The sequence below is a fragment of the Kitasatospora sp. NPDC087861 genome (assembly GCF_044742585.1).
Lineage (GTDB): Bacteria > Actinomycetota > Actinomycetes > Streptomycetales > Streptomycetaceae > Kitasatospora.
This window is the reverse complement of sequence record NZ_JBIUUS010000075.1, coordinates 1-13,041: the sequence shown is the minus strand read 5'-3', so window position 1 is coordinate 13,041 and position 13,041 is coordinate 1. Positions and strand designations below refer to the sequence as shown.

Genomic DNA, 13,041 nt, shown 5'->3' with positions numbered 1-13,041 from the left:
GAACCGTCAGAAGCCGACCCGATCTGGTGATCCGTCAGCGAGCTCATCAGTGTCTCCCTTGATCAGGGTGTCCACCTGATTCATGACACTCCCTAGGTGTACGGCACCCGGTGGGCGTGGCGGCGTCGGGGTGCGGGGATGGCGAGGCGGAGGAGGGACGCGATGCAGCGGGGGCACCTGTCGGCCGGAGGCTGGGGGAGCGTCGGCGCGTGGACGCGAGTGTGAAGACGGTCCCGAGGAGGCCGGCCGCCGAGAGCGCTGCGTCCCCGCCTCCGCTGGGTGGGGGTGGCGGTGGCGGGTAGGTTCGGGGGTGTGACGACGAATGTTCCGGGCGCGAAGCTGATTCTGCTGACGACCACCCATCGGGTGGCTCCCGGGTTGCTGGCGTGGCCGGCGTGGGAGGCGTTGCGGTCGGCCGGGCGGGTGCTGGTGGGGGAGGCGGGGCATCCGCAGGTGGCAGCGGTGCGGCAGGCCGGGGTGGAGGTGGAGGTCGTGCCGGCCGGGTCGGCGCCGGCGCTGGCGCGGTTGCTGACCGGGCAGCCGGCGGAGGCGGGGCCGACGGTGTGGCTGGGGAGCCCGGACGGGGATCCGGGGCTGACGGACGCGCTGGCGCGGTTGGCGGTGGAGCACGCGGGCGAGGTGCCGGAGATCGAGGTGCTGCCGGGGTCGTACGACCTGCCGGGGGCGCGCCTGCTGGACCTGGCGTCGGTGATGGACCGGCTGCGGTCGCCGGGCGGCTGCCCGTGGGACGCCGAGCAGACGCACGAGAGCCTGGTGAAGTACCTGGTCGAGGAGGCCTACGAGCTGGTCGAGGCGATCGAGGAGGGGGACCGGGAGACGCTGCGCGAGGAGCTGGGCGATGTGCTGCTCCAGGTGTTCTTCCATTCCCGGATCGCCGAGGAGCACCCGTCGGAGGCGTTCTCGATCGACGACGTGGCCGGTGACATCGTCGAGAAGCTGATGTACCGGCATCCGCACGTGTTCGGGGACGTCGAGGCGGAGGACGCCGCCGAGGTGGAGGCGACCTGGGAGCGGCTGAAGGCGGCCGAGAAGGCGGACCGGGAGTCGGTGCTGGACGGCGTGCCGGCCGGGCTGCCGTCGCTGGCGTACGCGGCGAAGCTGGTGTCGCGGGTGCGCCGGGCGGGGTTCGCGGGCGTGCCGGACGAGCCGTACGAGCTGCCGGTGGAGCTGACGGCGGCCTCGGCGGGCCGGCTGCTGCTGGCGGTGGCGCAGCGGGCGCACGACGCCGGGGTGGACGTGGACGCGGCGCTGCGGTCGGCCGCGCGCGGCTACCGGGACGCAGTGCGCGCGGCCGAGGGGCTCAAGCCGGCCGAGGGGCTCAAGCCGGTCGACGAGTAGCGGGCCTCAGGCGGCCTGGGCAGTGGGCTCGGCCGGGCGCCGCTGCGGCGGGACGACCTCGCCGATGGCCTCGCCGACGAGGGCGAGGAGTTCGGCGAGGCGTTCGAGGTCGAGGTGGTCGGGCAGGTCGGCGAGGGAGACGATCCGCTCGCCGTCGGGGCCGGCGACGCAGAACAGGTCGATGGGGCCGAGGTGCTTCTCGGCGGTGTCGACGAGGGCGGCGATGTCGCTGGGGCGGCGGACGTCGCCGCTGACGCCGACGACGGGGCAGCCCGGCCGGTCGAGTTCGATGGCGAGGTCCTCGGCGACACCGACCTGCTGGTCGGCGATCAGCACTCCGGCGGCGCCGGCGGCGGTGAACCGGCGGGCGAGGTCGGCTCCCGACCCGCCGTCGAGTACCGCGATGACGACGACTGCCCCGCTGACCCGCATGGCCTGCTCCTCCCTGTGGGCGACACCGCACCGGCGCCCACGATTTCTGCGGAGGATCGTAGACAGGTCCTGACCCTCCGCAACAGGGATTACCCCTCAGGTGACCAGGCTCACGCCCGCCGGCCGGCCAAGAGCTGTCCAAGAGCTGTCCACGGAGCGTTGGCACGCCGTCCGCCGGGTGTTGACGAGCCGGGTCGGGCCGGGACGAGTCGGGCGGGTCGAGGGCCGACCGGATCCCGACCGGATCCCGACCGGATCCCGACCGGATCCCGACCGGATCCCAGTCGGATCCCGACCGGACTCCGACCCGATCCCGACCGACCGTGGTCCGGCGGGGACAGTGCGCCCCCGACCCACCGGATACGGTCGGTGCATGCCAGTGCAGCCCGACCCCGCCGCCCCGCAGCTCTTCACCTGGGAGTTCGCCGCCGACCCGTACCCCGCCTACGCCTGGCTGCGCGAGCACGCCCCGGTGCACCGGACGACGCTGCCGAGCGGGGTGGAGGCCTGGCTGGTGACCCGTTACGCGGACGCGCGGCAGGCGCTGGCGGACGGCCGGCTGTCGAAGAACCCGGCGCACCACAGCGAGCAGGCCCACCGCACCGGCCGGGTGGGCATTCCGGGGGAACGCCAGGCGGACTTGATGACGCATCTGCTGAACATCGACCCGCCGGACCACACCCGGCTGCGCCGACTGGTGTCGAAGGCGTTCACCCCGCGCCGGGTGGCGGAGTTCGAGCCACGGGTGCAGCAGCTCACGGACCGGCTGATCGACGGCTTCGCGCAGCGCGGTTCGGCGGACCTGATCCACGAGTTCGCCTTCCCGCTCCCCATCTACGCGATCTGCGACATGCTGGGAGTGCCGGCCGAGGACCAGGACGACTTCCGCGACTGGGCGGGGATGATGATCCGGCACGGCGGCGGCCAACGCGGCGGTGTGGGGCGAGCGGTGAAGCGGATGCGGGCGTACCTGCTGGAGCTGATCCACCGCAAGCGGGCGGATCCGGGGGAGGACCTGATCTCGGGCCTGATCCGGGCGAGCGACCACGGCGAGCACCTGACCGAGAACGAGGCCGCGGCGATGGCCTTCATCCTGCTGTTCGCGGGGTTCGAGACGACGGTGAACCTGATCGGCAACGGCACCTACGCGCTGCTGCGCAACCCGGGGCAGCGGGCGCTGCTGCAGGAGTCGGTGGCGCGCGGCGAGACGGCGCTGCTGGAGACCGGGATCGAGGAACTCCTGCGCTACGACGGGCCGGTGGAGCTGGCGACGTGGCGCTTCGCGACGCGGCCGCTGTCGATCGGCGGGGTGGACATCCCGGTGGGCGATCCGGTGCTGGTGGTGCTGGCCGCGGCGGACCGCGATCCGGCCAGGTTCGCGGACGAGAACACCCTTGACCTGGCCCGGAGGGACAACCCGCACCTGGGTTTCGGCCACGGGATCCATTACTGCATCGGCGCCCCGCTGGCCCGGCTGGAGGGGCGGAGTGCGCTGGCCACGCTGCTTTCCCGGTTGCCGGATCTGCGGCTTGCGGAAAGCCCGGAGAATCTGCGCTGGCGGGGTGGCCTGATCATGCGTGGGCTGCGGGAACTCCCGGTCGAATTCAGTCCGGAGAGCAGGTCGCCGCATGCGCCCGTGCCACCTGTCGACGCTCCGACGCGCTGACGAGGCGTCGCCGGACGGCCTCCACGGGCAGTCTGAACCATCATCAATCCGGACATAGCGCCTCCGTTGGTAGGCGACCGAACACGGGCCGTAATTTCTGTGTGATATCGGTGATATGAGCTTGTGATTGGTCTGAGGATCTGTCTACTCTCCCTGGAGTCCGCAGCTGCGGACCTCGTGCGCGGAACGCCGAATCCTGCCCGCCGCGTCACGGGAAACCGACCAGACCCTGGGCAGGGGCGGGGGAACCAGGTTTGTTGCCGTTCCCCAACGGCTTGGGGTGAAGCCGCCCGAGCGGAATCGTTTCCGCTTTCGGCGGCCGGGCCACCTCCCGGTCCGAACCCGACAGCTCACCTCGCAGGCGTGCGGAGAGGGACCTCTTCATGCTGTTCGTTGGAACTGGCCGCCACCGTCGTCGCACCCAGGCCGAGAAGGCCATCGCCGTCGCCGGTGTGGCCGGCGTCGGACTCGCGATGCCGATCCTCACCGCCACCGGTGCCTCCGCCGCCCCGGCCTCCGCCTGGGACTCCGTCGCCCAGTGCGAGAGCGGCGGCAACTGGAGCATCAACACCGGCAACGGCTTCTACGGCGGCCTGCAGTTCACCTCCAGCACCTGGAAGGCGTACGGCGGCACCTCCTACGCGCCGCAGGCCAACCAGGCCAGCAAGGGGCAGCAGATCTCGGTCGCCGAGAAGGTGCTGGCCTCGCAGGGCCCGGGCGCCTGGCCGGTCTGCTCGCAGAAGGCCGGTCTGAGCAAGGGCGGCGCCCCGGCGTCCGTCGACACCTCCTCGGACGCCAAGCCCGCCAAGCAGTCCGCCGCCAAGCCGGCCCAGCAGGAGCAGGCCCCGAAGCCGGTGCAGCAGGACGCCCCGAAGCCGGCCGCCCAGCAGCCGGCGCAGCCGCAGGCCCAGGGCTTCGCCGGCAAGGCCGGCTGGGACGCCGACGCGAAGGTGTACTGGTACCAGAACAACGGCGCCTGGTACTGGACCAGCCACCAGAGCGTCTACCAGCAGTACGCGGGCCAGGCCGCCGCCCAGCCGCAGTCCGCGCCCCGGGCCGCGCAGCCCGTCCAGCCGGTCCAGCGCGTCCAGCCCATCCTGCCCGCGCAGTCCGCCCCGGCCGCGCAGACCGGCCACGACTACACCGTCCGGTCCGGCGACACGCTGTCGAGCATCGCCACCGCCCAGGGCGTGTCCGGCGGCTGGCAGTCGGTGTACGACGGCAACCGCGGCACCGTCGGCGGCGACCCGAACCTGATCATGCCCGGCCAGGTGCTGCACCTCGGCTGATCCTGCGAGGCCCGGCGAAGGAAGGGGGACGGGCTCCGTCCCCCTTCCTTCGCATTCGCCCGTTTCGATCGGACAGTCAGGTGAACTACCGGCAGGTAGTCGGGCCACACGCTGAGACGGGACCGAGGCCAACGTGGCCCCGGCGGCCAGGGCGGTTAGGCTCTGGTCGTAACGACTTCGCAATCGTCCCGCCGGCAGCACCAATCGTCAGCCGGACCCTGCTTCCGCAAGGAGATGCCTCGTGCCGTCCATCGATGTCGTCGTAGCCCGTGAGATCCTCGACTCGCGTGGCAACCCCACGGTCGAGGTCGAGGTCGGCCTCGACGACGGCAGCACCGGTCGTGCCGCTGTCCCGTCGGGTGCCTCCACCGGCGCCTTCGAGGCGCTTGAGCTGCGCGACGGTGACAAGAACCGCTACTTCGGCAAGGGCGTGGAGAAGGCCGTCCTGGCCGTCATCGAGCAGATCGGCCCGGAGCTGGTCGGCTACGACGCCACCGAGCAGCGCCTGATCGACCAGGCCATGCTCGACCTGGACGCCACCCCGGACAAGTCCTCGCTCGGCGCCAACGCGATCCTGGGCGTCTCGCTGGCCGTGGCGCACGCCGCCTCCGAGGCCAGCGACCTGCCGCTGTTCCGCTACCTGGGCGGCCCGAACGCGCACGTGCTGCCCGTGCCGATGATGAACATCCTCAACGGCGGTTCGCACGCGGACTCCAACGTCGACATCCAGGAGTTCATGATCGCCCCGATCGGCGCGGAGTCCTTCTCCGAGGCCGTCCGCTGGGGCGTCGAGGTCTACCACACCCTCAAGGGCGTGCTGAAGGAGCGCGGCCTGTCCACCGGCCTCGGCGACGAGGGCGGCTTCGCGCCGAACCTGGACAGCAACCGCGAGGCCCTGGACCTCATCACCGAGGCCATCCAGAAGGCCGGCTACGTGCCCGGCCGCGACATCGCGCTGGCCCTGGACGTCGCCGCCTCCGAGTTCTACCAGGACGGCGCCTACCAGTTCGAGGGCAAGGCCCTCTCCGCCGCCGAGCTCATCGAGTACTACGCCGAGCTGGTCGCCGCCTACCCGCTGGTCTCCATCGAGGACCCGCTGGACGAGTCGGACTGGGACGGCTGGAAGGCCATGACCGTCAAGCTGGGCGACAAGGTCCAGCTGGTCGGCGACGACCTGTTCGTCACCAACCCGGCCCGCCTGGCCAAGGGCATCGAGACCGGCACCGCCAACGCGCTGCTGGTGAAGGTGAACCAGATCGGCTCGCTGACCGAGACCCTGGACGCCGTCGAGCTGGCCCAGCGCAACGGCTACCGCTGCATGATGTCGCACCGCTCCGGCGAGACCGAGGACGTCACCATCGCCGACCTGGCCGTCGCCACCAACTGCGGCCAGATCAAGACCGGCGCCCCGGCCCGCTCCGAGCGCGTCGCCAAGTACAACCAGCTGCTGCGCATCGAGGAGATCCTCGACGACGCCGCCGAGTACGCCGGCCGCGGCGCCTTCCCGCGCTTCCGCTCCGCCGAGTAATAGGCACAGCCGAGCAGCAGGCACGGCCGACACGAGGGCCGAGCACCCCCGTACCAGGGGCTGGGCTCCTCCGGTAGCGCACGCCTGACCGGTGCCCCGCCGTTCACCCCGTAGGGTGGACGGCGGGGCACCGTCGCGACCAGGAGGGGAACGGGAGATGGCAGGCTGGAGGATCCCGGGCTTGGCGGCCCGGCCTCGGTTCACGAGCCGGGCGACCGTCCTCGTCCTGGTGCTCTGCTCGCTGGTGGCGATCCTCGCCTACCCGACGCGGCAGTTCATCTCCCAGCGCGCCGAGATCTCCGCCCAGCGGGCGAAGGCCGACCACGCCCGGCAGCAGGTCGAGCAGCTGCGCCGGGACAAGGCCCGCTGGCAGGACCCGGAGTACGTCAAGGCGCAGGCCCGCGCCCGGCTGCACTACGCGATGCCGGGGGAGACCCCGTACATCGCGGTGGACCCGGCCGGCCCGGCCGCTTCCCGGCCCTCCGCGTCCGCTTCCGGCACGGCCTCGGCGGCCGGCGCGGCCGCCGACCCGGCGAAGGCCGCCAAGCCCTGGTACGCCAGCATCTGGGACTCGGTCGACGCCGCCGACACCGCCGCCCTGGCCCCCGCCTCCCCCCGTCCGCTCCCACCGTCCCCCGCTGGAGACACCTCCCCCCATGACCACTGAGAACCACCCCTCCGTCTCCGACGCCGACGTCGCCGCCATCGCCGCCCAGCTCGGCCGGGTGCCGCGCGGACTGCGCAGCGTGGCCCACCGCTGCCCCTGCGGCAACCCGGACGTCGTGGAGACGGCCCCCCGGCTGCCGGACGGCACGCCGTTCCCGACGCTGTACTACCTGACCTGTCCCAAGGCCGCCTCGCTGATCGGCACCCTGGAGGCGGACGGCGTGATGAAGGAGCAGACCGCCCGGCTCGCCGAGGACCCGGAGCTGGCCGCCGCCTACCAGAAGGCGCACGAGGACTACATCGCCCGCCGCGACGCCATCGAGGTGCTGGAGGGCTTCCCGAGCGCCGGCGGCATGCCGGACCGGGTGAAGTGCCTGCACGTGCTGGTCGGCCACTCGCTGGCGGCCGGCGAGGGTGTCAACCCGCTCGGCGACGAGGCGATCGGCATGCTGGAGGACTGGTGGGCCAAGGGCCCGTGCGTCTCCCCGGCCGAGGTCGAGGCCGCCGGTGAGCGGGTCGCGCGCAACCGGGCCAAGGAGCAGGACCACCAGGCCGTGATCGAGGCCAAGCAGCAGAAGACCGCCGAGCGCGCCGCGAAGAAGCGCGCCGTCGAGGAGCCCGCCGCGGAGGAGTCCGAGTGAGCATGACCCGGGTGGCCGCGATCGACTGCGGCACCAACTCGATCCGGCTGCTGGTCGCCGACCTGGACCCGGCCACCGGGGAGATCGCCGACCTCGACCGCCGCATGATCATCAACCGGCTGGGTCAGGGCGTGGACCAGACCGGCCGGCTGCACCCGGACGCGCTGGCCCGCACCTTCGCGGCCTGCCGCGAGTACGGGGAGATCATCGCGGGGTTCGGGGTCGGCCCGGAGCGCACCCGCTTCGTCGCCACCAGCGCCTCGCGGGACGCCGAGAACAGCGACGAGTACGTCGAGGGCGTGCGCGCGATCCTGGGCGTCGAGCCCGAGGTGGTGAGCGGCGAGGAGGAGGCGCGACTGTCCTTCGTGGGCGCCACCAAGGAGCTGACCGGCGGTCAGTTCCCGGCGCCCTACCTGGTGTTCGACCTCGGCGGGGGCTCGACCGAGTTCGTGCTGGGCGGCGCGGACGTGCAGGCCGCGCGTTCGGTGGACATCGGCTGCGTCCGGCTCACCGAGCGCCACTTCGGCGGCGCCGAGCTGCCCTCCGAGGAGCAGGTCGCCGCCGCCCGGGCGCATGTGCGGGCCGAGCTGGACAAGGCCGCCGAGGTCGTCCCGCTGACCGGGGCGGCCACCCTGGTGGGCCTGGCCGGGACGGTCACCACGGTGTCCGCGATCGCCCAGGACCTGCCGGCGTACGACTCGCAGGCGATCCACCACTCGCGGATCGGCCGGGAGCGGGTCGCCGAGATAGCCCGCGAGCTGCTGGGCGCCACCCACGCCGAGCGCGCGGCCATCCCCTCGATGCACCCGGGCCGGGTGGACGTGATCGCGGCCGGCGCGCTGGAGCTGCTGGAGATCATGGAGCGGACGGGCGCCGCCGAGGTGGTCGTGAGCGAGCACGACATCCTGGACGGCATCGCCTGGAGCATGGCCTCCTGACCCCGCGTGGGCCTGACCCGACCGGCCCCGGCAGCCCTTTCGGGAGGCCGGGGCCGGGGCGCGCCCGAACCCGTGCGGGAAAGTTCGTGAATTTCTTCACATGACGATCCAGTCATTCGCCGCACCCGCTCGCCCGCTACGTCCGAAATGTGGGACCGAAGGCCTGCTCACCGTGACGACCCCTGGATCGCAGGTCAGGCCCCGCTTGAGGTTTGAAAATCGAAATCAGGAGCGGGAACCCAGGCACTGTGCGGATCGTTGCTGCTCAGGCGGGTAGTGCTCCGGCGCATGCGCGCGGGGGGTGGCGCGGGGGCGTGAGCCGCCGCGCTGGGGCCGGTTTTGCGGCCGCGCAGTGTAGCACGGGGTGTCCAGAAGCTTGTGACCGGCCTCACGAAGGCTGCTCCGGACGGTGCTGGATACTTTCGGATATGAGCACCACGGAGCGTCCTCGCATCCTCATTGTCGGCGGTGGTTACGTCGGCCTGTATGCCGCGATGCGCATCCTCAAGAAGATGCGTTACGGCGAAGCGACCGTCACGGTCGTCGACCCGCGGTCGTACATGACGTACCTGCCCTTCCTCCCCGAGGCGGCCGGCGGCAACGTCGCGCCCCGCAACCTCGTCGCGCCGCTGCGCAGCGCCCTCAAGAAGGCGGAGGTGCTCACCGGTGCGGTCACCGGTGTGGACCACGCCCGCAAGGTCGCCACCATCCAGCCCGCGGCCGGCGACAGCTACGAGCTGCCCTTCGAGTACCTGGTCGTCGCGGCCGGCTCGGTCTCCCGCACCTTCCCGATCCCGGGTCTGGCGGAGCACGGCATCGGCATGAAGACGGTCGAGGAGGCCATCAGCCTCCGCAACCACGTCATGGCCCAGCTCGACAAGGCCGAGTCCACCGCCGACGAGGAGGTCCGCCGCAAGGCCCTGACCTTCGTCGTCATCGGCGGCGGCTTCGCCGGTGTCGAGACGATCGCCGAGATCGAGGACATGGCGCGCGACGCCGCCAAGATCTACAAGACGGTCAGCCGCGACGACATGCGCTTCATCCTGGTGGAGGCGGCCAACCGCATCCTCCCGGAGATGGGCCCGGACCTCGGCCTGTGGACCAAGGAGAAGCTCGAGGAGCGGAAGATCGAGGTCTACATCGAGACCTCGATGGACTCCTGCCTCGACCAGCACGTGGTGCTGAAGAACGGCCTGGAGATGGACGCCTCCACCATCGTGTGGACGGCCGGCGTGAAGCCGAACCCGGTGCTGGCCAACTTCGGCCTGCCGCTGGGCCCGCGCGGCCACGTCGACACCGCGCCGACCCTGCAGGTCCAGGGCTTCGACTACGTCTGGGCCGCCGGCGACAACGCCCAGGTGCCGGACCTCGCCGTCGGCGAGGGCGCCTGGTGCGCGCCGAACGCGCAGCACGCGGTCCGTCAGGCCGCCGTCCTCGGTGACAACGTCATCTCGGGCATGCGGGGCTTCCCGCAGAAGAACTACGAGCACAAGAACCTCGGTGCGGTCGCCGGTCTCGGCCTGCACAAGGGCGTCGCGATCCTCTTCGGCAAGGTCAAGCTGAAGGGCCGCCTGGCCTGGTGGTTCCACCGCGCGTACCACGGCGCCATGGTCCCGACCATGAACCGCAAGGTCCGGGTCTTCACCGACTGGACGCTCGCCATGTTCCTGAAGCGCGAGCTGGTCGGCCTCTCCCAGATGGAGAAGCCGTACCTGCCGATCCAGGAGGTCACGGCGCCCACGAAGCCCGTGGAGGCCGCCAAGCCGGCCGCCGAGAAGGAACTCGCCAGCAAGTAAGCGACTGAGATCCCGGTGTGGGAGCACCGGGATATGAGTCGGAGGCCCTCCGCCCGGCAGTGTCGCCGGACCACGACCTCCGTGGTGCTCAGCCGGCCGTGCGACCGGGCGGAGTACAGAAGTAGAAGGGCCCCTGCCGAAACCCTCCGGCAGGGGCCCCTTCTCGTTCCGGGGAGCGTCAGTCGGTCTTGATGCTCTCCAGGATGTCCAGCTTGGACGCCCGGCGGGCGGGCCAGATCGCGGCCACCAGGCCGACCACCCCGGCCAGGGCCAGGAACAGCGCCAGCTGACCGAACGGCAGGACGGTGGTCAGACCGGCCAGGCTGGACTTCAGCGTCCCGTTGATCGCCCAGGCGATGAAGCAGCCGAGCAGCAGGCCGATGCCGGCGCCGAACAGCGAGATCACCACGGACTCCAGGCGGACCATCCGCTTGATGCCCCGGCGGTCCAGACCGATCGCCCGCAGCATCCCGATCTCGCGCTTGCGCTCGAAGACCGACATCGCCATCGTGTTGATCACGCCCAGGATCGCGACCAGCACGGACATCGCCAGCAGGCCGTACATCATGTTCAGCGCGAAGGTGATGGTCTGGCTGAAGTCGTCGCGGATCTCCTGCTTGGACTTGACCTCGATCACCGGGTTGGCGCCGGTGGCGTCCTTGAGTGACTGCTTGAGCGCCCCGGTGGCGCCGTCCTTGCCCTTGACCAGGACGTCGACGATGGACGGCTTCGCCTCGTGCTTGGCGACCTCGCTGTTGGCCAGGAGGACCGGACCGAGCATGCCGCCCTTCTCGTACACGCCGCCGATGGTGAGCCGGCCGGTGGACTGGTCCGAGTAGGCGACCGTCACCGTCGAACCCTCGGTGACCTTCAGCTTCGTGGCGAGGTCCTGGTCCACCAGCACCTTGCCCTGGCCGAGCGCGGCGGTCGAGCCGCTGGTCAGCTTGACCGCGGAGAGCTGGTCGAAGGAGTCCGCGTTCACACCGGTGATCGACACGTGGGTGTCGTCGAACTCCCAGTAGGCGGCGGTCACCGGCGAGGAGGCGGCCACCCCGGGGGCCTTGGCGATCTCGGCGGGCACCTGCTCGGACAGGCTCATGCCGTTGGCGCCCGAGACCACGTAGTCGGCCTTCATCGAGCTGGTGACGGCCTTGTCGATGGTGGTGCTGACCGAGGCCCCGATCACGGTGAGGCCGCTGACCAGGGTCAGGCCGATGGTGAGCGCGGCGGCGGTGGCCGCGGTGCGGCGCGGGTTGCGCACCGCGTTCTGCTGGGCGAGCTTGCCCGGGGTGCCGCCGAGCTTGCGCAGCAGCGGGCCGATCAGCGCGACCACCGGGCGGGAGAGCAGCGGCAGCAGCACGAACACGCCGATCAGGGCCAGCAGGGCGCCGAAGCCGACCGGCAGCCGGCCGTTGTCGTTGCCGGTGGAGGCGCCGTAGCCGATCATCGCGAGGCCGCCGCCGGCGAGCACCGAGCCGATCGTGTTGCGGACCAGAAGGCTCTTCTGGCTGGTCGGCTGGTCGCCGCTGCTCATCGCCGCCACCGGGGCGATCCGGGCGGCGCGCACGGCCGGCAGCAGGGCCGACAGCACCGTCACCAGGACGCCGACCACCAGGGTCACCGCGATGGTGAGCGGCTTGATCACCAGCGTGCCGTGCGGCATGTTCTCGTTCAGCGAGCCCATCAGGGACTGCATCCCGGCGCCGATCCCGATGCCGGCGAGCAGCCCGGCCAGCGCCGAGAAGGCGCCGATCACCAGGGCCTCGATCAGCACCGAGCGGGTGACCTGCTTGCGGCTGGCGCCGATCGCCCGCAGCAGCGCGAGTTCCTTGGTGCGCTGGGCGACCAGCATGGTGAAGGTGTTGGCGATGATGAAGATGCCGACGAAGAGCGAGATCGCGGCGAAGACGAGCAGCATGGTGCGCATGGCATCAGTGCTTTTGGTGATCATCTCCTGCTCGTCGGCCTTGAGCTTGGCGCCGGTCTCGACGTCGAACTGCTGGCCGGACGGTACCTTGGGCTGGGCCTGGGCGAGCAGCGCGTCCTCGGTGGTGCCGGGCTTGGCGGTGAGCACGATGCCGCTGTAGCGGCCGGGCTCCAGCAGCAGCTGCTGGGCGGTGGCGCGGTCGAACAGGGTGAGCGTGCCGCCGCTGTTCACCACCGGGTCGTCGGTGGTGAAGACGCCGGTGAGCTTCGCCTCGACCACCGGGCCGTTGACGGCGACCCGGACGGTGTCGCCGATCTTGTAGCCGCCCTTGTCGGCGGTCTTGCGGTCGAGGGCGACCTCCTTGCCGTTCTTCGGGCCCTGGCCCTCGGCCATCGGGTAGCGCGGGTCCTTGCCGTCCGTACCCGGGGCGTAGTTGGCGCCCTTGGCCGCCCAGAACTGGCCGATCAGGTTGCCGCTGCGGTCGGCGACGCCGGTGAAGCCGCTGACCACGCCGCGGGCGTTGGCGGTGCCCGGCAGGGCGGCCAGCTGCTGGACGGTGGCGTCGGTGAGCGAGGCGTTGCCGTTCTCGCTCTTCTGCTTGGCGGAGGCGCGGGAGCCGGCCGAGTGGTCCACGACCTGGACCGAGACGTCCGAGTAGCTCTTGGAGTTGCTGTCCCGCATGGCCTTGCCGAAGGTGTCGGAGAAGACCATGGTCCCGGCGACGAAGGCGGTGCCGAGCATGACGGCGAGTGCCGTCATCAGCAGTCGGCCCTTGTGGGCCAGCACGTTGCGCAGTGCG

The 13,041-nt window shown here is 71.4% G+C and carries 9 protein-coding genes, 1 pseudogene and 1 riboswitch; of the genes and pseudogenes, 8 read left to right on the top strand and 2 right to left on the bottom strand.

Annotated elements, in window-relative coordinates; all coding sequences use genetic code 11:
- Window positions 1-312 precede the first annotated feature (312 nt).
- Window positions 313-1,359, top strand: a complete 1,047-nt coding sequence (locus ACIOJE_RS40535; protein WP_400783608.1) for a MazG family protein — start codon at window positions 313-315, stop codon at window positions 1,357-1,359.
- Between the two features lie 6 nt (window positions 1,360-1,365).
- On the opposite strand, the gene ACIOJE_RS40530 is transcribed toward ACIOJE_RS40535, so the two are convergent.
- Complete coding sequence (locus ACIOJE_RS40530) at window positions 1,366-1,791, bottom strand: SDR family NAD(P)-dependent oxidoreductase (RefSeq protein ID WP_400783605.1); 426 nt, start codon at window positions 1,789-1,791, stop codon at window positions 1,366-1,368.
- Window positions 1,792-2,164: 373 nt separating this feature from the next.
- On the opposite strand from ACIOJE_RS40530, the gene ACIOJE_RS40525 reads away from it, so the two are divergent.
- The 7 genes and pseudogenes from ACIOJE_RS40525 to ACIOJE_RS40495 all read left to right on the top strand — a co-directional run bounded on the left by ACIOJE_RS40525 (window position 2,165) and on the right by ACIOJE_RS40495 (window position 10,315).
- Window positions 2,165-3,457, top strand: a complete 1,293-nt coding sequence (locus tag ACIOJE_RS40525) for a cytochrome P450 (RefSeq protein WP_280678368.1) — start codon at window positions 2,165-2,167, stop codon at window positions 3,455-3,457.
- Window positions 3,458-3,667: 210 nt separating this feature from the next.
- Window positions 3,668-3,835: riboswitch (cyclic di-AMP (ydaO/yuaA leader) on the top strand.
- Window positions 3,836-3,840: 5 nt separating this feature from the next.
- On the top strand, window positions 3,841-4,746 hold the full coding sequence (locus ACIOJE_RS40520) for a transglycosylase family protein (RefSeq protein ID WP_400783603.1): 906 nt from the start codon (window positions 3,841-3,843) through the stop codon (window positions 4,744-4,746).
- Window positions 4,747-4,987: 241 nt separating this feature from the next.
- Entirely contained in the window at window positions 4,988-6,274 is a 1,287-nt protein-coding gene (eno, locus tag ACIOJE_RS40515) for a phosphopyruvate hydratase (RefSeq protein WP_329489343.1), read from the top strand.
- A gap of 157 nt (window positions 6,275-6,431) precedes the next feature.
- Entirely contained in the window at window positions 6,432-6,941 is a 510-nt protein-coding gene (locus tag ACIOJE_RS40510; RefSeq protein ID WP_280678364.1) for a septum formation initiator family protein, read from the top strand.
- A pseudogene (locus ACIOJE_RS40505) lies at window positions 6,913-7,452 on the top strand (DUF501 domain-containing protein); the annotation flags it as partial. The gene ACIOJE_RS40510 and the pseudogene ACIOJE_RS40505, both read left to right, overlap by 29 nt.
- Before the next feature lie 131 nt (window positions 7,453-7,583).
- Window positions 7,584-8,519 (top strand): exopolyphosphatase, encoded by a 936-nt coding sequence (locus tag ACIOJE_RS40500; protein ID WP_400783611.1) that lies wholly within the window; start codon window positions 7,584-7,586, stop codon window positions 8,517-8,519.
- 428 nt (window positions 8,520-8,947) lie between these two features.
- Window positions 8,948-10,315 carry an NAD(P)/FAD-dependent oxidoreductase gene (locus ACIOJE_RS40495; RefSeq protein ID WP_280678362.1) on the top strand — a complete coding sequence of 456 codons (1,368 nt, stop codon included), beginning with the start codon at window positions 8,948-8,950 and terminating at the stop codon, window positions 10,313-10,315.
- A gap of 178 nt (window positions 10,316-10,493) precedes the next feature.
- Here the strand turns inward: ACIOJE_RS40495 and ACIOJE_RS40490 are convergent.
- Window positions 10,494-13,041: ABC transporter permease (locus tag ACIOJE_RS40490; RefSeq protein ID WP_400783600.1), on the bottom strand; the 2,548-nt coding region annotated here is incomplete at its 5' end.

Coding starts and splice junctions, on each gene's coding strand:
- ACIOJE_RS40530 (WP_400783605.1), bottom strand. CDS start 1,791: ATGCGGGTCAGCGGGGCAGTCGTCGTCATCGCGGTACTCGACGGCGGG.
- ACIOJE_RS40525 (WP_280678368.1), top strand. CDS start 2,165: ATGCCAGTGCAGCCCGACCCCGCCGCCCCGCAGCTCTTCACCTGGGAG.
- ACIOJE_RS40520 (WP_400783603.1), top strand. CDS start 3,841: ATGCTGTTCGTTGGAACTGGCCGCCACCGTCGTCGCACCCAGGCCGAG.
- ACIOJE_RS40510 (WP_280678364.1), top strand. CDS start 6,432: ATGGCAGGCTGGAGGATCCCGGGCTTGGCGGCCCGGCCTCGGTTCACG.
- ACIOJE_RS40500 (WP_400783611.1), top strand. CDS start 7,584: ATGACCCGGGTGGCCGCGATCGACTGCGGCACCAACTCGATCCGGCTG.
- ACIOJE_RS40495 (WP_280678362.1), top strand. CDS start 8,948: ATGAGCACCACGGAGCGTCCTCGCATCCTCATTGTCGGCGGTGGTTAC.